Origin of the sequence: Sutcliffiella halmapala (genome assembly GCF_002019665.1) — a bacterium.
Taxonomy (GTDB): Bacteria; Bacillota; Bacilli; order Bacillales; family Bacillaceae_I; genus Sutcliffiella_A; species Sutcliffiella_A halmapala.
Genome location: NZ_KV917375.1, coordinates 2,160,032 through 2,183,646 on the forward strand (window position 1 = coordinate 2,160,032; position 23,615 = coordinate 2,183,646).

At 35.2% G+C, this 23,615-nt stretch carries 24 protein-coding genes; 19 read left to right on the forward strand and 5 right to left on the reverse strand.

The window, feature by feature from the left end; translation table 11 throughout:
- Positions 1-5: 5 nt before the first annotated feature.
- The 11 genes from BK580_RS10585 to BK580_RS10635 all read left to right on the forward strand — a co-directional run bounded on the left by BK580_RS10585 (position 6) and on the right by BK580_RS10635 (position 15,832).
- Positions 6-1,115, forward strand: a complete 1,110-nt coding sequence (locus tag BK580_RS10585; RefSeq protein WP_078380289.1) for a GerAB/ArcD/ProY family transporter — start codon at positions 6-8, stop codon at positions 1,113-1,115.
- Positions 1,112-2,254 (forward strand): Ger(x)C family spore germination protein, encoded by a 1,143-nt coding sequence (locus BK580_RS10590; protein WP_078380290.1) that lies wholly within the window; start codon positions 1,112-1,114, stop codon positions 2,252-2,254. Before BK580_RS10585 ends, BK580_RS10590 begins: the two co-directional genes overlap by 4 nt.
- Before the next feature lie 397 nt (positions 2,255-2,651).
- Positions 2,652-5,102, forward strand: a complete 2,451-nt coding sequence (locus BK580_RS10595) for a hypothetical protein (RefSeq protein ID WP_078380291.1) — start codon at positions 2,652-2,654, stop codon at positions 5,100-5,102.
- Positions 5,095-6,027, forward strand: coding sequence for an ABC transporter ATP-binding protein (locus BK580_RS10600; RefSeq protein ID WP_078380292.1), 933 nt, complete (start codon positions 5,095-5,097; stop codon positions 6,025-6,027). Before BK580_RS10595 ends, BK580_RS10600 begins: the two co-directional genes overlap by 8 nt.
- Complete coding sequence (locus BK580_RS10605; RefSeq protein ID WP_078380293.1) at positions 6,028-6,885, forward strand: ABC transporter permease; 858 nt, start codon at positions 6,028-6,030, stop codon at positions 6,883-6,885.
- 1 nt (position 6,886) lies between these two features.
- Positions 6,887-8,440, forward strand: a complete 1,554-nt coding sequence (locus BK580_RS23570; protein WP_169864920.1) for a hypothetical protein — start codon at positions 6,887-6,889, stop codon at positions 8,438-8,440.
- Positions 8,441-9,448: an AAA family ATPase gene (locus tag BK580_RS10615; protein ID WP_078380294.1), complete on the forward strand. Its 1,008-nt coding sequence runs from the start codon at positions 8,441-8,443 to the stop codon at positions 9,446-9,448. It begins immediately after the preceding gene.
- Positions 9,449-9,453: 5 nt separating this feature from the next.
- Positions 9,454-10,317: a DUF58 domain-containing protein gene (locus tag BK580_RS10620; protein ID WP_078380295.1), complete on the forward strand. Its 864-nt coding sequence runs from the start codon at positions 9,454-9,456 to the stop codon at positions 10,315-10,317.
- A 5-nt stretch (positions 10,318-10,322) separates the two neighbouring features.
- Positions 10,323-12,116, forward strand: a complete 1,794-nt coding sequence (locus tag BK580_RS10625) for a vWA domain-containing protein (protein WP_078380296.1) — start codon at positions 10,323-10,325, stop codon at positions 12,114-12,116.
- Positions 12,100-14,841: a VWA domain-containing protein gene (locus tag BK580_RS10630; protein ID WP_078380297.1), complete on the forward strand. Its 2,742-nt coding sequence runs from the start codon at positions 12,100-12,102 to the stop codon at positions 14,839-14,841. The genes BK580_RS10625 and BK580_RS10630 overlap by 17 nt, the downstream gene beginning before the upstream one ends.
- Before the next feature lie 400 nt (positions 14,842-15,241).
- Positions 15,242-15,832 (forward strand): SCO family protein, encoded by a 591-nt coding sequence (locus tag BK580_RS10635; RefSeq protein WP_408055241.1) that lies wholly within the window; start codon positions 15,242-15,244, stop codon positions 15,830-15,832.
- A gap of 132 nt (positions 15,833-15,964) precedes the next feature.
- On the opposite strand, the gene BK580_RS23575 is transcribed toward BK580_RS10635, so the two are convergent.
- Positions 15,965-16,108 carry a hypothetical protein gene (locus BK580_RS23575; RefSeq protein WP_169864924.1) on the reverse strand — a complete coding sequence of 48 codons (144 nt, stop codon included), beginning with the start codon at positions 16,106-16,108 and terminating at the stop codon, positions 15,965-15,967.
- A gap of 432 nt (positions 16,109-16,540) precedes the next feature.
- Here BK580_RS23575 and BK580_RS10640 point away from each other — a divergent pair, with 432 nt between their 5' ends.
- From BK580_RS10640 to BK580_RS10655, 4 genes are all read left to right on the forward strand, one after another.
- Positions 16,541-17,470 carry an SGNH/GDSL hydrolase family protein gene (locus tag BK580_RS10640; RefSeq protein ID WP_078380298.1) on the forward strand — a complete coding sequence of 310 codons (930 nt, stop codon included), beginning with the start codon at positions 16,541-16,543 and terminating at the stop codon, positions 17,468-17,470.
- Between the two features lie 11 nt (positions 17,471-17,481).
- Positions 17,482-18,069 (forward strand): YpmS family protein, encoded by a 588-nt coding sequence (locus BK580_RS10645; protein WP_078380299.1) that lies wholly within the window; start codon positions 17,482-17,484, stop codon positions 18,067-18,069.
- A gap of 176 nt (positions 18,070-18,245) precedes the next feature.
- Positions 18,246-18,338 (forward strand): YjcZ family sporulation protein, encoded by a 93-nt coding sequence (locus BK580_RS10650; RefSeq protein ID WP_078380300.1) that lies wholly within the window; start codon positions 18,246-18,248, stop codon positions 18,336-18,338.
- 43 nt (positions 18,339-18,381) lie between these two features.
- Positions 18,382-18,516, forward strand: a complete 135-nt coding sequence (locus tag BK580_RS10655; protein ID WP_078380301.1) for a YjcZ family sporulation protein — start codon at positions 18,382-18,384, stop codon at positions 18,514-18,516.
- Positions 18,517-18,605: 89 nt separating this feature from the next.
- Here the strand turns inward: BK580_RS10655 and BK580_RS10660 are convergent, their stop codons facing one another.
- The gene (locus BK580_RS10660; protein WP_078380302.1) at positions 18,606-19,214 is read right to left on the reverse strand and encodes a DUF4397 domain-containing protein; all 609 of its coding nucleotides are present in this window, start codon (positions 19,212-19,214) and stop codon (positions 18,606-18,608) included.
- Positions 19,215-19,413: 199 nt separating this feature from the next.
- On the opposite strand from BK580_RS10660, the gene BK580_RS10665 reads away from it, so the two are divergent.
- On the forward strand, positions 19,414-20,229 hold the full coding sequence (locus tag BK580_RS10665; RefSeq protein ID WP_078380303.1) for an alpha/beta fold hydrolase: 816 nt from the start codon (positions 19,414-19,416) through the stop codon (positions 20,227-20,229).
- Positions 20,230-20,272: 43 nt separating this feature from the next.
- Here the strand turns inward: BK580_RS10665 and BK580_RS10670 are convergent, their stop codons facing one another.
- Both BK580_RS10670 and BK580_RS10675 read right to left on the reverse strand, forming a co-directional pair.
- Positions 20,273-20,521: a DNA alkylation repair protein gene (locus tag BK580_RS10670; RefSeq protein WP_078380304.1), complete on the reverse strand. Its 249-nt coding sequence runs from the start codon at positions 20,519-20,521 to the stop codon at positions 20,273-20,275.
- Positions 20,522-20,674: 153 nt separating this feature from the next.
- The gene (locus tag BK580_RS10675; RefSeq protein ID WP_078380305.1) at positions 20,675-21,004 is read right to left on the reverse strand and encodes a MerR family transcriptional regulator; all 330 of its coding nucleotides are present in this window, start codon (positions 21,002-21,004) and stop codon (positions 20,675-20,677) included.
- Positions 21,005-21,197: 193 nt separating this feature from the next.
- Here BK580_RS10675 and BK580_RS23325 point away from each other — a divergent pair, with 193 nt between their 5' ends.
- Together BK580_RS23325 and BK580_RS23580 are read left to right on the forward strand one after the other, a co-directional pair.
- Positions 21,198-21,359, forward strand: coding sequence for a Fur-regulated basic protein FbpA (locus BK580_RS23325; RefSeq protein WP_139364875.1), 162 nt, complete (start codon positions 21,198-21,200; stop codon positions 21,357-21,359).
- Between the two features lies 1 nt (position 21,360).
- Entirely contained in the window at positions 21,361-21,501 is a 141-nt protein-coding gene (locus tag BK580_RS23580) for a hypothetical protein (RefSeq protein ID WP_169864927.1), read from the forward strand.
- A 38-nt stretch (positions 21,502-21,539) separates the two neighbouring features.
- On the opposite strand, the gene BK580_RS10680 is transcribed toward BK580_RS23580, so the two are convergent.
- Positions 21,540-22,463: a CobW family GTP-binding protein gene (locus BK580_RS10680; protein ID WP_078380306.1), complete on the reverse strand. Its 924-nt coding sequence runs from the start codon at positions 22,461-22,463 to the stop codon at positions 21,540-21,542.
- 159 nt (positions 22,464-22,622) lie between these two features.
- Between BK580_RS10680 and msrA the strand changes: the two genes are divergently transcribed.
- On the forward strand, positions 22,623-23,588 hold the full coding sequence (msrA, locus tag BK580_RS10685; RefSeq protein ID WP_078380307.1) for a peptide-methionine (S)-S-oxide reductase MsrA: 966 nt from the start codon (positions 22,623-22,625) through the stop codon (positions 23,586-23,588).
- The last annotated feature ends 27 nt before the right edge of the window (positions 23,589-23,615 follow it).

Genomic DNA, 23,615 nt, shown 5'->3' on the forward strand with positions numbered 1-23,615 from the left:
CTAAGATGAACACTCAAACAACACCAAAAAAGAGTCTTTTACTTCAAGCTTTTTTAGTGTTTTTTATCGTACATACTAACCAAATGGGAGTAGGTATTGCTGGTGTCCAAAGAATCATTTTCTTTGAATCTAAGCAAGATGCATGGATATCAGTTTGTATAAGTTACATCGGGATGGTAGTAGTAATAGCGGCGATGTGTTATATACTGCGAACATTTAAAGATAAAGATCTCTTTGATATTCATGTTTCACTTTTTGGAAAATTCATCGGAACTATTTTAAATTTGGTGTATATAACTTACCTTTTAGCTGGCTTACTTTCTATTATTTTAGGCTATACAGAAATAGTGCAAGCCTGGATTTTCCCAGACATGAAGTCTTGGACAATTTCAAGCTTTATCCTTTTTCTAACTTTGTATGGAGTATTCGGTGGGATTAGGACAGTTGTAGGTGTAAGCTTTTTAGGTTTCTTTTTAGCTATTTGGTTAGTGCTGTTAATTTACGAACCTATAAGATATATGGAGTGGACAAATTTTCTTCCGATATTAGAAGCATCACCCAAAGAATTGCTAAGAGGAGCATATAAGACTTCTTTTACCGTTTTAGGCTTAGAAATTTTGTATTTCGTATATCCCTACATTAGAAATAAAGAGAAAGTGCATATTTATGCACAACTTGGTGTGTTTTTCACCTTCTTATTAATTTTATTACTGACGATTGTTGCGATTGGCTATTATAGTGCAGAACAATTAGAAAAAACAATTTGGGCAACATTATCCATGTTCAAAATCATTCAATTTCCTAATCTTGAGAGATTTGAGTTCTTTGCTGTATCCATGTGGCTAGTAATCATTCTTCCGAATACTTTATTTATGATGTGGGCTGCTACAAAGGGTCTTAAAAAGATAATTAAGATTAAGCAACGGAAGTTAGTGATTATTTGTAGCATTTTAATAATTGCTCTTACAATGTTATTTAACAGAAGGGTAGAGATTAATTTATACATAGATGTTGTTGGTCTTTTCGGGTTTGGAGTGATATTTGTTTATACGATAATTTTATTTCTAATTGTTTTCGTACGAAACAGAATAGTAGCAGGGAGGAAGGCAGGATGATAAATCGAAAATTGATTGGTCTTCTTTCATGTTTTCTACTCTTAGTTGGGTGCCTCGAACAAAAACCATTAGAAGAATTAGGATTACTTACAGCTACTGGCTATGACAAAGAAGAAGACGATCTGATACGAGGATCCATCGTTTACTATGAGTTTGATCCATTACATCCCAATAATTCAAAAATGGTCTCTACTGTTGCAAATACAAGTAAGGGTATTAGACAGAAAGAAAATTTAGCATCAAGTAGAAAATTAGTATCTGGGCAATTAAGGGTTGCGGTTTATGGTCAAGAACTTGCAAAAGAAGGGATTATATCTTATATTGATACGTTGTCCAGAGATTCAGAAATAGGAACAATGTCTTACTTAGCTGTAAGTAATACTACTGCACATGAACTTCTAAGTAGAGCTCAAGAATCAGATGATATTGCGAATGCAGGAACCTACCTCTATGATTTAATTAGTCAAAATGTCCAGTCGGAATCACTCGTTTCTCCAACACTACATGAATTTATGCAATGCTATTATAGTCAAGGTAGAGATCCGGCTCTCCCTTATATGGAATTTCGTGGAAATACAATATTTGTTAATGGACTAGCTTTATTTAAAGATGATCGGATGGTAGGTAATATAGACACAACAAAATCATTTTATTTGAAGCTCCTATTAAACCCTTACAGAGCAGGTAATATAGAAATATCATTTCCGAAAGATAAGCTAGATAATTATTTGCAAAAAAGGAAACATCCAAAAGTGGAAAAAGAACTAATATTCGCTTCGCTTGATCACTTAGAGAGCGATGTGCGTATTGAAATGGAAAATGTAAATCCTTTAACTTTTAGCATAGAGGTAGATGTTGTAACAAGAATGCAAGAAATATCCGAGGATTATGATTTAGGTAATCCAGAAGCACTTAAAGAAATAGAAAAGGTTATTAGTGCCACAATGAAAGCTCACATCGAAGAATTAATCAAAGAGTTTCAAATGCTAACGGTTGATCCAATCGGTTTTGGTAATCATTATCGAGCAAAAATAGGAAGCAAAAATTTCACAAGGGAAAAATGGAGAAAGCTATATCCTGAAACAAGCTTTAACATAAAGGTAGAGACAAAAATATTACGAACTGGTGTGATGGATTAGGAGAGCTATTTTAGCTTTCCTTTTTTATTGGTTGTGTATTTTTTGATGGGGATAAAAAAGTTGTATTCTTCTATTTTTTAGAAATTATTTGAAACTTTTAGGCTTTCATTTCGTCAAAGATATAGTTAACTATTCAGGACTGTTAAAAAAGGCTGTTTTCGCATACTTTGTTGCTTTTCGTAAATAGAATCAATCCGTCATTATCAATGCAATCGTGCTCTTTTCCATTATGTAATCGAGAGCCTGCTTCTATTTTCTAAGCAAAATGACGGTAAAAAGTCCAAATGCCGACTTTTCACCAGCTTAAAGCAACAATCTTTACGAAAAGAGCCTAAAAAAAGATGATAGATAACTAATTAATAGGGAAGAGTCTTTATATTCATTAGGGGGAAGAAACTTGAGAAGCTTAGACGTTATGAAGAAATGCTTAGTTTTTTTATTATTTTTTCTTATTATTTATCCTAGTTTTACTAACGCAGAAGCAAAATTGGAAGTAAAGGTTGAGTATGGGGTAGAAAATAAAGTTCAAATGGGAAAGGGACATCCCGTTAAAATTGAAGTCATCAACAATGGGAATGCTATAAAAGGGGATTTCGTTGTATTTTCAAACCCTACATATAATATGGCAGGTAGCTATATCGTTCCAGTAGAAATCGGAGCTGGAGATACAAAGATAATTGAATTATCTGTAAAGGGAACTAACGATTATTTTCATCATAACACGTCTCCTAATAATAAAATGGAGATTGTTCGTTTCTTTGAAGGTGGAGTAGAGACAGGAAAAGAAGTAAAACTTTCAGGGAACATAAGTTCAATGCCACGCATTTTACAAGATAATCGATTAGTTTTAGGAGTTCTAAGCAACAATCCCGATGCAGTTAATTACATAAAACTTTTGAAATATCAACAAGAACCAATGGAGTTTCTTACTATTAAGAGTGAGAATATTCCAACTGAATCATTTGGATTAGAGATATATGATGTTATTCTTGTACACGATTTCTCACTAGCCACCCTTACTGATGCTCAACAATTTTCACTAAAAGAGTGGGTTAGAAGCGGGGGTTCCATCGTTTTTGATACAAAAATAGGTCTTGCTCAGGATTTAGGAGAATTAAGTGAATTTTTGCTTCTAAACCCAAATGAAGAAACCATGATTTCTTCCATTAATCCTGATAGCACGTATCCAGGGTCGTTACCCGTTTTTATCGGAAATACGGTGGAAAGTGATCTACAGGTATTAACTAAAGAAGGAGAAACGCCTCTTACTTTGATGAAGAAAATTGGTGCAGGCTCTGTCACTCAGATATCAAGCAGTCTCTCTAGTGATGCTTGGAAGGATTGGGATAAGCTTAATAACTGGTGGTCGAGTGTTATTCAAAAATCAACTAATAAGCAAGTTAATTCTAATAATCCTCATGCATTGGAGGATCTTTCCTACCAATTGACAGCTGTGGGTGAAATTTTTCCAGGATCTATTATTTCTGTGCCGCTTCTAATTGGTGCATTTATTGTGTACTTAATTCTATTAATCCCTGTTTTGTATATTATTCTGAAGAAAATGGATAAACGAGAACAGGCATGGTGGATTATACCAACCGTTGCAATGATAACTAGTATTAGTATTTTTGTGGTCGGTGCTAAAGATAGAATTGCAGGGACGCAAATCAACGATGCCAGTATTCTCTTACTAGATAATGAGACGGAGCTTGCTACTGGTTATGGAACTGTATCTATTTTAACTAATAGCGGCGGTAAATATAAAGTTGAAATGGAACATAAAGGTACCGATTTCTTTCCGGTATTATATGGATATAATCATAACTTTGATATTGTGAAAAATTATGCTTATTTAAATGCCGGATCAAAAAGTACGGATATTACGTTCAATGATGTAGAGTATTGGTCGTTACGTTCAAGTATTGGAAAAGTTCATTCTGTACCACTTGGGAACATCGATTATGATATTAGTGTCAAAGAAGGAAATGTAAGAGGGAAGATTTCAAATCAACTAGGTTATGAATTAACGGATGTATTCCTCTTATCTGGTAGGCATTCAGAAAAACTGGGTACTGTAAAAGCTGGACAAGAGATTCAATTAAATTATGAGCTGGATAAAAAGAATGTTGCTAATGTGATGAGTTCGCCAACCAATGCATCTGTCATGAAGAGCTTTCCTAATGTATCCAATGCTTATAATCAGCCTAATCCACCGAAAATCGATAAAACAGACTTAGAAAACCATAAGAAATTTCAAATGCTAGACTTAATTGTAAATAGAAAAGAGCTATTCATAAATTCTGAACAACCCATTTTAGTAGGATTTATCGCACAAGATATTTTAGGAACAAAAGTTAATGGGAAGTCTTCAAATCAGAATTCCCTGCATCTTGTTGCCCTTCCCATTACGATTAAAAATGAAGGTTCTGCAAGTTTCAGCTTTACAGAAGAGAACCTAAATCCAATGCTTCAAGTTACAGAAGGTGAAAGAGGAACTATTTATCACAATGGATTAGACTATGGTGATAAAGTTATACACATTGGTGGTGGAAGTTATACCATGTCCTACCGAATACCAGATATGTTTTCAGTAGAACGAGATAAAGTGACGGAGCTGAAATTCAAATTAAGAACTAGTGGTGAAGATTTGGAATATTTCGTATTAAATCAACGAACAAATAAATTAGAACCGTTAGAGAATATGAACACAGTGAAAATTGAAGGAAACTTGGAGCATTATATCGCAGAGAATCAGGTGATACAGCTTGTATTTACTGTGCCAACGAATATGGATCGGGATATGACGGTACCAGGAATTGAAGTTGAGGGAGAGTTAAAGAATGATTGAAACGGTTAATTTAACGAAGAAATATGGTAATTTTACAGCATTAGATTCACTTTCTCTTAAAATAGAGAAAGGAACTGTTTTTGGATTTGTTGGACATAACGGAGCAGGTAAATCTACAACCTTTTCGATTCTTTCCACTTTGTTAGCTCCAACATCTGGAACTGCCTTTGTGAATGGATTTGATGTAACACAAAACCCTCAAATGGTAAGAAAACATATAGGCTATATGCCCGACTTCTTTGGAGTTTATGATCAGTTTAAAGCTGATGAATACTTAGATTTTTATGGGGCTAGCTATGGAATTCCATCGGATCAGCGTAAAAAGCTCATTCCACAGCTTTTAGAACTTGTGAATTTAACAAGCAAAAAAGATTCCTATGTAGATTTGCTTTCAAGAGGTATGAAGCAAAGGCTATGCCTAGCACGAGCCTTGATTCATGACCCAGAGGTATTAATACTAGATGAACCCGCTTCAGGATTAGACCCTCGAGCACGAATAGAAATGCGAGAAATTTTAAGAGAATTAAAGAATATGGGGAAAACGATAATGATTTCCTCTCATATACTGCCAGAGTTAGCTGAAATGTGTGATGAGATCGGAGTAATTAACAGTGGGAAACTAGTGGCAACTGGGAAAGTAGAGGAGATACATCAGCAATTACAAGCTAACAAAGTGTTAAAAGTATTTGTTATACATCAGATAGAAGAAGCCATTCGCTTTTTTGAAGATATTCCAGCTGTATCGAATATTCAAGTAAACGACCAGAAAGATAATCTACTTTCTTTTTCATTTGAAGGTACAGATGAAGAACAAGTATACCTTCTCAGAAAAGCATTAGAAGCGGGAATTATGATTAGTAGCTTCAGTCAGGAAGAAACTAATTTAGAAGACATATTTTTAGAGATAACAAAGGGGGTGGAATAAATGAAGGCACAGATAACGAATCCAATGTTAAATAAAGAATTCAAATTAAGGTTTCGAAGTTTTAAAAGTTTTCTTGGAGTATTCTTCTACCTGGCAGTTCTTGGAATGATTGCACTCTTCTTTATCTATATGGAGACAAGATATAGTTCAATGGGGATGTTTCGACCAGAAAATAGTAAGAACATGTTTATGCTTTTAGCCTTTGTACAGTTAGCTTTAATATTTTTCATGACACCTGGATTAACTGCGGGAGTTATAAGTAGTGAGCGTGAAAAGCAAACACTTAACATTTTACTTACAACTCAACAATCATCAACAAGTATTATAATAAGTAAATTGGCTTCGTCTCTATCTTTTTTGTTGTTAATTGTAGTATCCTCTCTACCTTTATATAGTATAGTCTTTCTGTTTGGGGGAATATCTCCAAAACTACTTTTTATGACTTTTGGAATATACCTAATTACGATGATCACGCTTGGTAGTATCGGTGTTTTTTTCTCAACCTTTATTAGAAAAACCATTGTTGCAATGATTTGTACTTATGGTGTTGCCTTCTTTTTAGCTGCTGGTACAGCAGTGTTAACCCTTTTTATGGTGAGCTTTTTCCAGTATGGGATGGGCGGGATGCAGCCATCCACTAATCCGGCACCATATTTTGTGGCGATGCTAAATCCATTTGTCCTTTTGATGACGGCATTTGAACCTTCTGTTGAAATGGAATTACATCAAATTACAGGGTGGGAAATTTCACTTGGAGTAGGTTTTATTATTTCATACATCGCAATCTCGATATTATTAGTGTTAATTAGTATAAAAAAACTTCGACCTAATATGAGACCTAGAAAAGGTAAGAAATAAAATGAACGAAAAAGATCAACTTTTTGGTTTTTTACTATCCATTAGAAAAAAGCTTAGAATACAAAAAATTACGAAGCAAACACAATTTGCGTTGCTGTTTGCTTGTCTTACTTTTTTAGCTTTCGTTTTATTTGGGAGGCTATTCGTAACGACATATCTCCTTAGAAAAGCCATTTTGATCGCAATTAGCTTTTTTATCATCTCCTTTGTTTTCTATTGGAGAAATAAGCCGTCTATGTATGATGCAGCCATCTTTGGAGATGGGTTTTTGAAGGAAGATCGTCTTGTTACCTCTTTAGATTATTTAGAGGATACCTCTTTATTAGCGCAGCTTCAACGGAAAGAAACGATGAACCATTTAACGAAACAAAAAGCTGAAATAAAAGATACAAAATTACCTTTGTTTGATTGGAAAGCTATCGTGTTTTCATTTGGGGCTTTGTTTGTTGCATCTATTCTTTTATTACTTCCAAATGACATTATGGAAAAAGCAAAAGCAATAGAACAAGAGGAGCTAATTGTAAAGGAAACAAAGGATGAATTAAAAGAGGAATTAAAAAAACACGAAGAAGAAAAACCGCTAATACTTGAGTTAGAAAAGTTAAAAGATTTACAAACACAAGAGGATGCAGATACCTTATTGAAAGAGTTAATGAAGAAAGAAAATGAATTGAATGAGTCAATAAAAAATTTAAAAGAAAAAGAGCTACAGTTAAAGGAACTAGCGGATAATAGTCCGAAAAATTCCTTAGCAAATCTAGCACTAGAAGGCAAAAGTAAAGAGATGCAGGAACAATTAAATAAACTAAAGGAAAATATCGCTAATTTGAATGAAACAGAAATAGAACAGTTTCAAAAGCTTGTAGAAAATATGCTGGATCAGAAAACCGAAGATATCTCTGAACTCTCAGAGGATGAACTTTTAGCTTTGTTAGAGCAATTAGAACAGGTATTGGAAAATGTTGCGTCTATATCAGATTTACAAGCATTGCAAAGTGCTTTACAAGCGACCGCTACAAATCAATATGGAAAAATGGCGCAATCAGGGTTAAATCCTAGCAAATTAACCTTATCTAATTCAAACACTACAAATTCATCGAATACAACAGCACAAACTCCAGGGAATAGTCCTTCCAACAACCAACAAGGAAACAATGCAAGTTCTGGTTCAGGCTCTGGCAATGGCAATGGATCTGGTTCAGGCTCTGGCAATGGCAATGGATCTGGTTCAGGCTCTGGCAATGGTAATGGATCTGGTTCAGGGGGGAGTGGTGCAGGTACTGGCGTAGGGGATCAAACATTAACGGTACCTTCTTATATTGACAGTGAATCAAGAATAGAAACGGACAGTGCTCCTACTGGAGAAGGAGAATCGGAGTTTGAAGAAACAACAAATTCCCCAGCTATTAAAGGTCATGTTCGCACTTATGATGAGGTGTATTCCTCATATGAACGTTCATACCGGGAATCGGTCGATCGAATGAATTTACCAACAAGACTAGAGGATATTGTGAAGCAATACTTCAGTGAAATGGAACCGAAGGGAGAAAATTAAGTGATTAGTTTGGAAGAAAAAGAGCAAGAGTTAAAAGCATTTCAAGCAATTTTATTGGAAGTTCAACAGGAAATTGGAAAAGTTATTGTTGGGCAAGAGGAGGTAATCCAGCAGCTTTTTTGGGCAATGTTGTCTGAAGGGCATGCGCTTTTAGAAGGGATGCCAGGAGTAGGTAAAACAATGTTGATTCGCACAATTTCTGATGTAATGGATTTTCGTTTCTCAAGGATCCAATTTACACCTGATTTGATGCCTTCGGATATTACAGGTACAAAAATGATTGAAATAAATGTTAATAGAAAACAATCTTTTGTTTTTCATGAAGGACCGATTTTTTCAAATATCGTTTTAGCAGATGAAATAAACCGTGCTACGCCAAAAACACAAAGTTCTTTGCTAGAAGCAATGGCTGAAAAAACAGTTACTATTATGGGGGAAACAAGAAAAGTAGCATCTCCTTTTTTTGTCTTGGCTACACAAAATCCGATTGATATGGAAGGAACTTATCCATTACCCGAAGCACAAATGGACCGTTTCTTATTAAAGATAAATATGAGTTATCCCAAAAAGGAAGAACTCTATGAAATAATTAATAGAACTACCGGTACGACAACATATGAAGTGAGAAAGTTAATGAATACCGAGAATATCCAACTTATTCAACAGGCAGTGAAAGAGATACTAGTTTCTCAAGAATTGTTAGACTATACAGTGAATCTCATAATGGCAACTCATCCAGCAGATGAAAATGCTAGCGAACTAGTGAAGAAATATGTTCGTTATGGAGTAGGGCCACGTGGTATACAAAGTTTAATTAAAGTTGCGAAAGCAAGAGCATTTTGTTCTGGACGCTTTCATATTTCGAAAGGAGATATCAAACAGACGATATTCCCTGTCCTAAGACATCGTCTTTTCTTAAATTTTGAAGGTGAAGCATCAGGTATAAAAGAAGACATTATTTTAGAAGACGTTATTCAACACGTTGATAAAGTTTTGAATGGTAGGTAGGGTATATGTTAAACGCCACTATAACGAAACAACTTCAATCGTATTCACTGCAAGCAGGGAAGCTAAAGAGAAGCTGGCATAAGGGTACAAGGAAAGCTCAAAGATTTGGGGCATCTCACGACTTTTCAGATTATCGTGCCTATCAATTGGGAGATGACCTTAGACAGGTTGATTGGAACATCTATGCCAGAACACAAAAGCATTATATTAAGAGATACCTAGATGAGCAGGAATTAATCGCTTCGATTTATTTAGATTGTACAAAATCCATGGCGTGTATTTCAGAAAAATGGAACTTAGCAAAAACCCTTGCGGCAACATTCGCCTATCTTGGACTATGTCAGGATGACAGGATTTCTGTCATTGGTGTACATGGAGAGCAGTCTCCATATCTTTATCGTAAAGGGAAAGTACATTTGTATCAGATGATGAAATATGTGGAGGAACTACAGCCACTTGATACTAATGGGCTATTTTCAGAGGCAGTCTCGAAATACGTCCAACGAAAAAGTAGCGTATCTATTGTGATAAGTGATCTTATGGAGCCCTTAGATTCTATTATTCATACACTAAAGCTTATACAAGCAAATCGTCAGCAAATATATGTTGTGCAAGTATTAGATCAAGAAGAAATGGAACCTAGTTTTGAAGGGGACTTTATGCTACAGGATAGTGAAACAAATCAAGAAATGAATGTGACAATATCAGATTACACAAAAAATGGTTATCGAACAAAAATGAAAGCCAGAAAAGAACAATTAGAGAGCTTTTGCTTCGAAAGAGGCATATCATATATGGTTTGTGCCACTAATGAAACCGTAGAAGATATATTGTTTAAACGCATGACCTCAATGGGTTGGATTAGGTGATAAAAATGGGATTTACAACGCCAATAATTTTTATATTAACGATTTTTTTACTGTTAGTAATATTTATGTATTTTTTCCGGAAACAGTATGAAAACAAAACTGTTCCATCTGTTTTGTTGTGGCAAGAGTGGATGAATGATTTTGAAGCACAAGCCTGGTGGAAAAAGCTACAGCATCACCTTTTACTTTACTTACAATTGTTAGCACTTCTGCTATTAATTTTCACCTTAGCCCAGCCTTTTATCCAGAAGGAAGGTATAGAAGGTGATCACATTGTGTTGATATTTGACACTTCTGCTACGATGACGGCATTAGATGGGGATAAAACAAGATTAGAGATTGCAAAAGCAAAATCCCTTGATACCTTACAACAATTAGATAAACAAGATATCACTGTCATTATTGCTAATGAATCACCTATTATTCTAGACGAAAGGTCTAAATCTAAACGTGAAATACGGCGTATTATAGAAAAGTTGGAGCCTCATTATGGATCATCAAATATACTGGATTCTATCCAATTAGCTAAGGGATTGATTGGAGAAGAGTTAGGACAAATTCATCTATACACAGATAGTTTCTCAAGAGAGAATGAGCTTGTTTTCCACGAAAAGACAGCCTTCTTTTCTCATAATATTGGGGAAGATTATCAAAACCTCTCGCTGGGTACCTTTGCGGTAGTTAATAGGGAAGATAGCGTAGTGGGAGTGGCTACAGTCATGAATGAAGGTAAAGAACCTATGGATGTCATTTTGTCTATTTTTAGCGAGGAAGAAACAATCTTTGAGACAACTGAACAGCTCAAACCAAATCAAACGAAAACAATTTATTTCGAAGATCTAGCCCATTCAGATGTTTACCGTGCAGAGGTAAGTGGTGATTCACAATATAAGCTTGATAATGTCCAGTATGCTTTTTTAGCTGAACAACAAGATACGACGATATATGTTCATGATGCGGTACATCCATTTGTGCGAAAAGCGGTGGAAATTACTAATAATAATGTTGTTCACCTTACATCTACCACGACTACCGAAAAAGAAGGCGTACATATAATTAGAGGTGAATCAATTAACGAATGGCCGATGGGACCTAAATTAGTCTTTTTGCCTACAGAAGAGAGTAAGGAAGGTTTAATGGAGTTGGATGAGAAATTGACCGTTGATGAAACGCATTCACTATTAAATCTAATAGAACTTGAAAAAGTCTATATGGAAAGGACTCATCAAATAGAACTCGATGGTATTGAAGTTATTGCGGAGAAAGGAGCTAACCCTCTTATCTATGCTGGGCAGTATGAGGGATATCCAATTATTGTCGTGGGCATAGAGATAGAAGCAAGTGATTGGGCATTACACCCAAGCTTTCCGTTGTTCATTTATAATTCCATTCAGTATTTAACAGAAGGTCAGAACTTACTTGGTTATTTCTATCCGGGACAATTGCTAGACTACTACCCTTCCTCTGACACGAAATTTATTGAAATATTCGATGACTCTGAGGATGTTGTGTTCAAGCAAGATCAATTTGATAAGCAATTAGAAATGCCAAATAAACCAGGTCTTTATAGATTTAAGGAGTCAAAAGAAACAAGTACTTCAGAAAAGTTTCTACAAGTAATTCTACAAGACCAAGAAAAGTCAATCAAAACGGAGAAAAGCTTCGTAATTTCTTCTATGGAAGAAATTACTGAAGAAACGAATAAATCGAAAAAAGATATAACATCTATTTTCTTAATCTTGGCCCTACTAATTTTGCTATTGGAATGGGAGGTATACAGACGTGCAAGTACAAATTGAACACCCTCTCATGCTTCTGTTTTTGCTTCCTATTTTTGTTAGTTTGTTTTTGTTTTGGCGTAAAAAGAAACAGAAAGGGAAAAAAGAATATGTGATTTTCACCTTAAGAAGTTTGCTCTATTTTCTCCTAATACTAGGATTGTGTGTTCCAGCAGTACTTTATCCTGTAGAGGGTGTACACACAGTATTTATTATTGATCAATCAGAAAGCGTAAAACGAAAAGAAAATGAAATGCTTGACTCCGTGAATAAAGCAATACAAGCAAAAGGAGAGAAAGATTCGTTTTCTATTATGACTGTTGCCAATAGGGCGAAGTTAGAATGGTCATTTCAGTCAGAAAAAGAAACGATTAGTAATCTATCTACTAACGAAGAAACTTATTTTACTAATTTAGAAGAGGGCTTAAAATTAGCAACAACCTATATTCCTACTGAGGCTAAAGGTCGAGTGGTTCTCCTGAGCGATGGAATAGAAACTACGGGGAATGTTTTACGTCAAGGAAAACTTTTAGCATCTCGTAATATTGAATTGGATGTTTTACCTTTTCAGCCACAAAATGTTCAAGATGTTTCTTTTGAATCATTTTTTACGCCACAAAGTGGGTTTGAGGGAGAAGCGCTCCCGTTTCATATTACGCTAGACTCTAATGTAGAAACGAATGCTTTATTGCAGATTACTCAAAATAGCAAGACGGTCATTCAAGAACCAATAAGGATTGAAAAAGGAAAAAACTACTATTCATATCATACGGAATTAAGTACCCCAGGGTTATATACTTTTAAAGCAGAAGTGATACCAGATTCCGATCAGATAAAAGAAAACAACATTTCCCATTCTATTACAAGAGTAAATGGTCAACCGAAAGTTTTATTAGTAGACAAGGATAATGAGGGGGGAAATGTCTACCAAGCACTTACTGCAAGTGGTTGGAAAATAGATCGACTTCAACCCGATCTTCTCCCAACTACTCTAGCTGGTTTCCTTGCCTATGAAAGCATTATCTTTAATAATATCTCTGGCCATCAATTAAACGAAAATCAAATGACATTGCTAGAAACAGCTGTAAAGGATTTCGGGATAGGCTTCATCATGACTGGTGGAGAGGAGTCTTATGGGTTAGGGGGATATTTTCAAACTCCAATCGAGAAAATTTTACCAGTTGATATGGATGTAAAAGGGAAAAAGGAAATCCCATCTCTTGGAATTGTCATTGTTCTTGACCGTTCTGGAAGTATGTCAGGTCAGAAGTTTGAATTAGCAAAAGAGGCTGCAGCTCGTTCTGTAGAAATGTTAAGAGAGGAAGATACATTTGGCTTTATTGCTTTTGATACAGAGCCTTGGACAGTCGTGGAAACAGAAAAAATAAAAAATAAAGCAGAAGTTATTGAAACGATTCGTTCGACAGCATTGGGAGGCGGGACAGAGATTTACCCTGCATTATCTCTTGCTTATGAAGAACTTAATAAGATGGATTTAAAGCGTAAGCATATCATCCTATTAACTGATGGCCAATCACCAAATGGTGACTATGAAGAACTAATTGAAGAAGGTCTCTCTAATAATGTAACACTCTCTACAGTTGCCATAGGTGGCGATGCAGATCGCTCTTTATTAGAAGAGTTATCTGAATATGGAACAGGAAGATTCTATGATGTTTATGATGCAAGCTCTATACCAAGTATTCTTTCAAGAGAAACTGCACTTACAACCAAAACCTATATTGAAGATAACCCTCATACCCCAAATGTGACTGCTGGGTATGACTGGTCCAAAAGGTTTGCAACTGGTATTCCTCCAATAAACAGCTATATTGCTACTACATTAAAATCACGAGCAGAACAAATAATTAGTAGCGAAAAAGACGATCCTATTCTCGCACGAATGAATTATGGCCTAGGTAGAACAGTTGCCTGGACATCTGATGTGACAGGAGAATGGAGTGGTGGATTTCCTGCTTGGGTTGAGTGGACAGGCTTTTGGAATGAGATTGTAAACTGGTCGTTGCCGTCTTATGAAAAAGGAAATTATGACATTTCATCCATAGTTTCGGATGGTAAAGCACAAGTTACGATAGAGGCGGTACAAGACATACTATTACCTCTTTCCATTACTGTATCAAATAATGAGGGTAAATTAATTGAAGAAGCAAAAAGTAAGCTTGTTGGCCCTGGACAATATGAGGTTGAATTTCCCGCAATGCCAGAAATATATTTTATTAATATTACACAAGAAGAAGATGAGGAAACAGTAAATAGCTATACAAGTGGACTGGTCATCCCGTTTTCTACGGAGTATGAACAAAGACCATTGAATCTTTCTTTATTAGAAACGCTTGCAACTAATAATAAGGGGAAAATTTTAGAAAAGCCTGAAGAAGCTTTTAGAGATTGGCATAAAAATATCTATAACTCTCAATCTATCTGGAGTCCCTTTATTTTTCTTGCTTTCTTCTTACTCATATTAGAAATTTTCATCAGACGATTTGGATTAGCCCCATTTTCCTGGTGGAAAAGATTTATCTTTCCATCTTCTAGTCAGAAAAAAGAAAAGAATACTAAAAAAGTAAGGAAGAAAGAACGACATACAAAAAATGAACTAAAAAGAGAAGACCCGAAGCCCACGAAACAAAAGAAGTCAGATTTAGTCGAGGAATCCTTATCGACAGAAGAAAAAGAAGATAGGATTTCGCAACTCTTGAAAGCCAAAAACCGAAAACGCAGATAAAAATATTGTAGATGAGGCTGGGACATTAATTAAATCCCCATCTCTATTTACGAACGATTTAATCTAAATGCCCTTTTAAAGTATACTTTTGATTTTTAGAGTACCTAGCTGTTGATTGGAGCACAAGGCGAAGACTCCTGCGGGAGATAGTGTTTGGTGGAGACCCCGCAGGAACGCCAGGGACGAGGAGGCTCCACAAGCGCCCCGCGGAAAGCGAAGCCTCGTGCGGAAATCAACAGCGGTGTTTAACAGAGCCGATTTTTAAAAAGTTAATCTTATAGCCCTCTTATCTGTGAAAATATGATAGTTTTATGAATTTAACGGCTACCTTCTTTTATCTCACAATATTTAATGATAGTATTTGGAATGGTACATGATAATTTGAAGTGGGTGAAAATTCTTGAGTAAAAGATTAGGTCTTCTTAATGTTTTTATAATAATGACTTTATTATTAGCAGCTTGTGGAGCGTCATCTGGCAAAGATATACCTGATAAAACAAATTGGCAATTAGAGGAGTTTAGTTTTATCAACCAAGACGGAGAACCTTTTGGTTTGGAAGATGTGAAAGGAGATATTACTATTGCTTCCTTAATATTTACAAACTGCACGACTGTGTGTTCACCGATTACGGCGAATTTAGCGAAATTGCAACGAATGTCAACGGGAGAAGGACTTAATGTTCATTATCTTTCATTCTCTGTTGATCCAGAAGTAGATTCACCTGAAGTATTAAAAGAATTCGGAGAACGATTCGAAGCGGATTTTACAAAATGGAATTTCTTAACGGGTTATACTCAAAAGGAAATAGAGGAATATGGACCGAAAAACTTTAAAACAATCGTAGCTAAGCCTAAAAATGGTGGAGAAGTTGTACATGGTACAAGCATTTATCTGATTGACAAAGATGGCGTCATAATTAAAAGTTACGATGGGTTAGATGTACCTTTTGAAGAAATTATTGATCACTTGAAAATTTTGCATGCTAAATAATAAATGGATGTCTAGCATTCCGCCCACTACAGGTCGGTGCTAGACATTTTTACTTTACAAGTAAAACGGAATGTCCTTATGTTTAACTTAAACGAGTTATGCTTCATACTTCAGAAAAAGTATATCTTTAGTTCAATCTTCCTCTTTTTCTATACTTGCTTGCAAGCCATCGGTTACAATTACGTGTAACTCTTTTGAGAATAATTCTTTTGCTATTTCCTCGTTACATGCAAGTATTTCCTTTTCTGTTATTTCTTCTTTTTGTTTATAATCCATTTTTAACTTCCTTTCAGATTTATTTTGAAGGACCCCCTGAAAATACGGTGAGACTTTTGAACTCCCTGTTGATTTCCGTGCCAGGTGTTCGCTTTCCGCAGGCTGCCTCGTGAGCCTCCCTTCGACTCGCATTCTGAGCAGGAGTCCCCCGGCTTGCACTCCAATCAACAGGGTGGACGGGTTAAACATGGTCTTTAGTGAATTTTGGTTTCTTGTTTCTATCACCATCTTGTAAAGAAATTTTTGAAAAAAGTTGAAGAGTATGTTATAAAAAACATACTGTAGTATGAGATAGGGTATATAATTATGAGTAGGTTAATACTCATTTGAAATTACATGCCCATGAGTGCTTTTAAATATGGATGGTTCAATTTGTAATTGGAAGCGATAGAACCACACCGATGAAGTTTCACTTAATGAGGAGAATGAGTAATGAAAAAAAATATTACAATAATAGGCATTTTTGCCCTTTTAATAGTAGGTATGGTTAGTATGTCTAGTTGTAGTGCAGAAAATTCGTCTAGCATAATCTTAGAAAAAGTGAAAGAAAGACGAGAAAGTCAAAAGGAAAAAGAGTTGTTTGAAGGGGTATTTTTCTTTAATAAGGAAGAACAATCGGACAATCAGTTAAAACAAACTACTTTGGAAGTGAAGGAAGAAGTACCCGATGAGTTTTTTGATCGTTCGTTTGAGCTTGTGTTTTTTGGAGACTCTTTAACACAAGGTGTGGGAGATCGTACAGAAATGGGCGGATTTACTTCAATTGTAAAAGAGCATTATACAAGTAAGTCATACATCGATAATGTAACCATTACAAACTTGGGCGTAAGAGGAAATAGAACAAGTCATTTATTGAAACGATTACAGGAACCGGAAGTACAAGAATCATTAAAAGATGCCGATGTTATTTTTATTACGGTTGGTGGTAATGATTTAATGAAAGTAATTAGAGAAAATTTTCTGGATTTAAACTTTGATTTATTTGATCGTGAACAGGCTGAATATGCAAAAAGACTAGAAACAGTTTTATCTGAGGTAAGAATGAATAACGAAAATAGTACAATCTATCTTCTTGGATTATTTAATCCGTTTTATGAATTTTTTAAAGAAATTCCTGAAATGAATCAGGTTGTTAGCAATTGGAACGATACTACTATCTCTGTGTTAGAAAAATACGAAAAAACAGCTTTTGTTCCTATTCAGGATTTGTTTATTGATACAGAAGAAAGCTTACTAGATGATGATCAGTTTCATCCGAATGAGATAGGGTATCAATTAATAGGAAATGAAATTGTAGAAAAAATAAAAGTATATAATGAAGAGGACGTTCTTGAAGAAAATGAGCTGATGGAAAGGGAGTAGTAAAACAAATTATGGTTAAGAAAGTAATAAATTGGAAGATTGCATTTCTTTCCTTACTCATTGTAAATATTTTAATTGCAGGAATAGCTATAATACTGGTGCTTCTTCCAAATCACCCAAAGATGATGTTATCTCAAAATGATGATGATCGAGCACGAGTTGCGTTTAATATTCGCTCAGATAAAAATGATTTAAATGATTTAATTCGGTATTACTTAGAAAAAGAAACAAAGCGCCCTTTAAATTATGAAGTGCTGTTAACAGATAGGGTAGAGCTTAGAGGTGAAATGACGGTATTTGAAAGAGACATCCCACTTACGATGACATTCATTCCTGAAGTCCAGGAAAATGGTGATGTCAATTTAAAACAAGATTCGATGTCGATAGGCAGATTGCAAGTTCCGGTTGCAATGGTATTGAAATATGTTGGAGATAATTATCCTTTGCCATCATGGGTAAGAATCGTACCAAGTGATCAGAGTATTTATGTTTCTTTAGAAGAACTTGAATTACAAAGTGATGCCAAAGTTGAATTTACAAAATTCAATTTAGAAACTGACGATATTGAGTTTAAATTACTTGTTCCTGTAGAGGATTAATTGACTTATTAACTCGAATAAACCAAAAAGACGCGTGGTGAAATGTTCACCATGCGTCTTTTTGGTTTTTATTAACTAGATAAATCACCTAATTTTTTAGGAACTGGGCATATGCCTTTCCCTTTAGACTATAGATGAATACATTAAGTATTAGGAAAGAGGGGGAGGTGTACAGCATGGGTGGTCCTGGATATGGAACGGGATTTGCATTGATTGTTGTTCTGTTTATCTTACTGGTGATTGTAGGTGCTGGTGTTTTAAGCTTCTAAAAAATCAAAGAATATTTTTTGTTTTGTAGAGGAGGTGACAGCTATGAGTTGGTGTGGTTGCGGATCTTACGGATACGGCCAAGTAGCAGGTGCAGGTTACCCTGGTGCAGGAAGTTCTTTCGTATTAATCGTAGTATTGTTTATTCTTCTTATAATCGTTGGCGCTGCTTGGTGCTAATAATTTAAAAAAGAAAATGCTCAATCTAATTGATTGAGTATTTTCTTTTTTTAGGCTTTTACATAAGAATTTTCAGTAATTCACCTTAATCAAGGAACTAAAAAGATTGCTTCTAAATGAAGGTTTTCTTCAGTAAGCCCCACTATGGCAATAGTATAGGCTAAATTAGGTTTTACATTTACTCTTTTGAGTAAAAATGTTACCTCCTTTGTCCCAACTTTTCTAACTTCTAAGTCAACGGTCATAGGTATTAATGATAAATAATCGGTTACCTCACCATATTCTATATGAGGGAAAATAGTATCGCCTTTGTAGATAGCAATATCTACAGTTGGAGTATTTGGGGAGAGGTGAAAAAAACGAATTTTGGTTTCGCCTGAATGGACAAACTCATCATCGGAAATAACTAATAGCTGCAAAGCATCCATTTGGTCAGTTGCTACTAAGGTGTAGGATTTATTAGCAATCACTTTTAGATATTTCGTAAGGTTTGGGCGATTGGAAACACCCTCTGGGAAAATATCAATTTGATAGGATCCTTCAGGTAAATTTAAGTATTCACTACTATATTTAAAACGGAAATCTTTTAATAGAAGGCAATTATTTATATACACATCTACTGATTTCGTGTTAGTGGAAGTATGTAAGAGTCGAACTTTTGCCTTTCCTTTTTGATAATATCCTTCGATATATTGCATATCTTCACCTCCAGATAATTGATGTTCGCTAAAAGGATATGCAAGTTGACTTGGGTATTTGTCTAAATTTCAAATGAAAAATCACTTAAAAAACGCCAAAGAAAATAAACAACAAAAAGGTTGGTTTATCTTAAAGAAAATAGTGGTAAATTAAGATTAAGAACCGCTAGCTATTTCAGAAGACAAAGGAGCAAATATCATGGCTGAATATGAGAGTACCATACAAAAGGATATCTCTTTATATTATGAAGACAGAGGGGTAGGAAAGCCTATTGTTTTATTGCACGGCTTTTGTGGATCTCATGCTTATTGGAAATACATCATTGAGGATTTGTCTATCCATTACAGAGTTATTGCCATTGATTTACGCGGTCATGGGAAATCAGCAGTATCAGAAGATTCCTTTTCCATAACAGATATGGCTCAAGACGTACAACTTCTTTTACAACAATTAGAGATAGAACATGCTACGGTAATTGGTCATTCATTGGGAGGCTACGTAACATTAGAATTGGTTGAAAATTACCCAGAATTAATAAACGCTTTTGGTCTCGTACACTCAACAGGTGCTCCTGACAGTGATGAAGCAAAATTAGGAAGAGAGAAAGCGATAAATAGGATAAACGAAGAAGGAATGAATGGATTTATTGAAGACTTAGTTCAGAAACTTTTCGCTAAAGAAAATTTGGAAGAAATGAATAGTGAAATAGAGTTTGTGAAGAAAATCGGATTTACCACGAGTGTAAATGGTGCGGAGGGTGCACTGAATGCGATGAAGGAAAGAAAGGATCTTCAACGTGTAGTAAAAGAGTCTGATTTTCCAATATTATTACTAGCTGGAAAAGGGGATCAAGTCATTCCTGTAGAAAAAACATTTATCGCAAAGGGACCTAATATTATGCAAGTCTTATTAGAGGAATCAGGCCACATGAGTATGCTAGAGGAACCAAAAGCTCTTGCAGACGCGATTAGTGATTTTTTAAAAATGGTTGAGGGAAATAAGAAAAAAAGTTAATAAACGTTGACTAAAAGGATAAAAGGCTGACTATTTCAGCCTTTTATCCTTTCTGATATTCAGCTCTTTTAATAAAGGAGCGCTCTTCCTCAATTAAACCACAGGCCGCACATTGGATTTTGTATGCTGGTCCTTTGTATGGAATATGAAAGGCATCAAGTGAATCTGACGTATATTCATTCACAACTTCACCAGACTGTGGATCTAGTTTCACCGACTTTGCAACCTGTTCAATAATATTAAAACGAGATCTGTTTGTTTTACAATTTGGACATAAATAAGGCGACGTCATAATTTGGCTTCTACCTCCTTTACTTTATGTTTTTCTTTCATAGAAAAATTATGCAAGAAATAAAGTAAGGACTTTTCTTATCGTGTATGAACCGAAGAATTATTAGATAAATGAAAAACAGTAAAGAGAGTATCTAATGATAGAACAGTCTCTTTACTGTTTATTATTATTAAAATGCGCCTGTATTTGCCCTTTTAGCATTTGTTTCTTCCAATCTTCATTAGCTTTTTCTTTCTTTTTCCATTCTCTTCGAATTTCATGTGTTTGGACACCCTCTTCCATCTGATTTGCTATTTCCATTAATCGCTCGACATCGGAGAAAGAATATTTTCTAATACCAGAAGAACCCGATCTAGCTGGAAAAATAAGCTTTCTCTCTTCATAATAACGAATTTGTCTTTCAGATAATCCTGTAAGTTCACGAACAGTACCAATAGAAATAACCTTTTTTTCTTTTATGGATGTTGGATCTTCCTGCTTCATGGCTTCACACTTCCTATCTATTTGCCCTCTTTCCATCCATTATAGTACAAAAATAGAGAATGTTCTTGTATGTTTGTGAGGTTTTCTTACAAACTTTTCGAAAAGTTGTCAATACTTTGTTATATATCCTAACACATAAGAAGACAGTATTTACCTAATCCTTTACACTAGAAAAAAAGGAGAGGTGAAACAGATGGCAAAATTACTGAAGCAAGCGATCCAAGATGTCAGGAATTTTTATATTCAAAAATTGATTGACGATGGACACAAGCTTGACATGTATTCTCTTTCATCCTATACAATCAGTGAATTAAAAAAAGAATACAACTTGGTGATTAATAAGGAGCGGAAGTAGCATGCAAACAGTAGAAGTAATAAAATTAGCGAGCGAGATAGTAAAATTAGATGAATTACGCGATGAAATGTGGGAGAAATTGCTTCAGCATGCCGGGGAACGTGCATTGGAAGTATTAAGACATGTACAGAATGCAAAATGAAAAGCTAACTCGTTTTTGGAGAGTTAGCTTTTCTTTAGTTACAAAGTTTCTTCCAATTTCTGAAGTTGGGAGGTTAATAAAGGAATATTTAAATTTTCTCCTATAATAACTAAGTTCAGCGGTACTTTAATTGGCTCCTTTAAATACAGTGGTGTGCCATAAGAGTATTGGAACAAGTAAATACTAGAAGTGTGCTTAAGATTTAGATACCCCTTAATACGGTATACCGAGTCAGGTAGTTCTCTTAACCAATCTTCGAATTCATCCAAGTCTATGGAAGAAGCAAATTGATAGACGAATGTTTTTAAAGATAAGTTTTCAGTAGCATGTGCTTTTAAATGGCTGTCTTTCTCTATTTGTTTAACTTGTCTCCAGCTGTATTCTGGTATTTTGGCAAAACTCGTTAGAATCGTTTTCGCATTAGGATTAATGGATTGTAACTCAAATAGAATGGAAGCGACTTCAGATTCGCTGAGAAGATCCGTTTTATTTAAAATAAGTAAATCAGCATGTTTCACTTGTTCTCTAATTAATTGTCTTATCTGAATGGAGAGGCTATCTCTTTCTTTCCATCTCAAGACATCCAATAAAGTAATGATTTTTACAGTAGTAAGCTGATTGGCGAAAATAGGGGATAGTACAGTGTCAAGAACCTCAATAGGGTGCGCAGCCCCAGTAGTTTCTATATAAATAGCATCCAATTCTTGATTCATCAATAAGCCTTGCATCGTAGATTCAAGTTTTTCTTGAATGGTACAGCAAATGCAACCGTCAAAAAGTTCTGCAAGTGGTAAATTTTCAGGTACTGCATCGGAATCAATGGATACTTTGCCTAATTCGTTCATAATAACGGCTACTTTTCTAGCGTTTTTCTGTTCTTGCTCTAACATTTGGGTTAATAACGTTGTTTTCCCACTTCCTAAAAAGCCGGACAGTATATATACCTCTACATTTTTGCTCATGGTAACCTCGTAACCTCCTACAAGTATGAAAGGAATGATCTCATCCATACATTTTACCATATTGTACAGCTAACTCGTTGATCGAAAGTGCAATAAATTAGGCAATAGTCGTTGAAGTTGATATAATCCTACTCATATACAGTAAAGGTGGGACGAACAATGGAGAGAACTAATCAATTAGAAAAAGCTACTTTTGCAGGTGGCTGCTTTTGGTGCATGGTAAAACCTTTTCACGAGCAGGAAGGGATTGAAGAGGTGATTTCCGGATATACCGGGGGACATAAAGAAAACCCAACTTATAAAGAGGTTTGTTCTAATACAACAGGACATTATGAAGCTGTTCAAATTACGTTTAATCCAACAGTATATCCCTACGAAAAATTAGTAGAGTTATATTGGACTCAAATTGATCCAACTGACGCTGGTGGACAATTCCATGATAGAGGAGAATCATATCGAACAGCAATCTTCTATCATTCAGAGGAACAAAAAACTATCGCAGAAAAGTCCAAACAACAATTACAAGCTAGTGGTAGATTTTCTAAACCGATCGTAACAGAGATTCTTCCAGCAGCAATCTTTTATCCTGCAGAAGATTATCATCAAGACTATTATAAAAAAAATGCATTCCGGTATAAGATGTACCAATCCGGGTCTGGTCGGGCCAAGTTTATTAAGGAAAATTGGAAAAAGCTTTCGGAAGATATCAGACAAAAGCTGACTCCTATGCAATACGAAGTTACACAAAATAATGGGACAGAACCTCCTTTTAAAAATGAGTTTTGGAATCATATAGAAGAAGGCATTTACGTGGATATTGTATCTGGTGAACCATTATTTTGCTCACTAGATAAATACGATGCAGGGTGTGGCTGGCCAAGTTTTACAAAACCTATTGAATCTCAGTTAATTAAAGAAGAGATGGATGTAACCCATCACATGGTTCGGACAGAGGTTAGAAGTAAAGAAGCTGATTCTCATTTAGGGCATGTTTTTGAAGATGGCCCGAAAGAACAAGGTGGACTTAGATATTGTATTAACTCAGCAGCTTTGCGTTTTGTACCTGTGAGTGATTTAGAGAAAGAAGGATATGGATTGTATTTAGCTCTTTTTGAAACGAAATAGTACGAAAAGAAAGGGTGGAACCGTAAC

Excerpts from the sequence above, each read along its gene's own strand:
- BK580_RS10585 (WP_078380289.1), top strand. The coding sequence starts at position 6 with ATGAACACTCAAACAACACCAAAAAAGAGTCTTTTACTTCAAGCTTTT.
- BK580_RS10590 (WP_078380290.1), top strand. The coding sequence starts at position 1,112 with ATGATAAATCGAAAATTGATTGGTCTTCTTTCATGTTTTCTACTCTTA.
- BK580_RS10600 (WP_078380292.1), top strand. The coding sequence starts at position 5,095 with ATGATTGAAACGGTTAATTTAACGAAGAAATATGGTAATTTTACAGCA.
- BK580_RS10605 (WP_078380293.1), top strand. The coding sequence starts at position 6,028 with ATGAAGGCACAGATAACGAATCCAATGTTAAATAAAGAATTCAAATTA.
- BK580_RS23570 (WP_169864920.1), top strand. The coding sequence starts at position 6,887 with ATGAACGAAAAAGATCAACTTTTTGGTTTTTTACTATCCATTAGAAAA.
- BK580_RS10620 (WP_078380295.1), top strand. The coding sequence starts at position 9,454 with ATGTTAAACGCCACTATAACGAAACAACTTCAATCGTATTCACTGCAA.
- BK580_RS10625 (WP_078380296.1), top strand. The coding sequence starts at position 10,323 with ATGGGATTTACAACGCCAATAATTTTTATATTAACGATTTTTTTACTG.
- BK580_RS23575 (WP_169864924.1), bottom strand. The coding sequence starts at position 16,108 with ATGGATTATAAACAAAAAGAAGAAATAACAGAAAAGGAAATACTTGCA.
- BK580_RS10640 (WP_078380298.1), top strand. The coding sequence starts at position 16,541 with ATGAAAAAAAATATTACAATAATAGGCATTTTTGCCCTTTTAATAGTA.
- BK580_RS10645 (WP_078380299.1), top strand. The coding sequence starts at position 17,482 with ATGGTTAAGAAAGTAATAAATTGGAAGATTGCATTTCTTTCCTTACTC.
- BK580_RS10650 (WP_078380300.1), top strand. The coding sequence starts at position 18,246 with ATGGGTGGTCCTGGATATGGAACGGGATTTGCATTGATTGTTGTTCTG.
- BK580_RS10655 (WP_078380301.1), top strand. The coding sequence starts at position 18,382 with ATGAGTTGGTGTGGTTGCGGATCTTACGGATACGGCCAAGTAGCAGGT.
- BK580_RS10660 (WP_078380302.1), bottom strand. The coding sequence starts at position 19,214 with ATGCAATATATCGAAGGATATTATCAAAAAGGAAAGGCAAAAGTTCGA.
- BK580_RS10665 (WP_078380303.1), top strand. The coding sequence starts at position 19,414 with ATGGCTGAATATGAGAGTACCATACAAAAGGATATCTCTTTATATTAT.
- BK580_RS10670 (WP_078380304.1), bottom strand. The coding sequence starts at position 20,521 with ATGACGTCGCCTTATTTATGTCCAAATTGTAAAACAAACAGATCTCGT.
- BK580_RS10675 (WP_078380305.1), bottom strand. The coding sequence starts at position 21,004 with ATGAAGCAGGAAGATCCAACATCCATAAAAGAAAAAAAGGTTATTTCT.
- BK580_RS23325 (WP_139364875.1), top strand. The coding sequence starts at position 21,198 with ATGGCAAAATTACTGAAGCAAGCGATCCAAGATGTCAGGAATTTTTAT.
- BK580_RS23580 (WP_169864927.1), top strand. The coding sequence starts at position 21,361 with ATGCAAACAGTAGAAGTAATAAAATTAGCGAGCGAGATAGTAAAATTA.
- BK580_RS10680 (WP_078380306.1), bottom strand. The coding sequence starts at position 22,463 with ATGAGCAAAAATGTAGAGGTATATATACTGTCCGGCTTTTTAGGAAGT.
- msrA (WP_078380307.1), top strand. The coding sequence starts at position 22,623 with ATGGAGAGAACTAATCAATTAGAAAAAGCTACTTTTGCAGGTGGCTGC.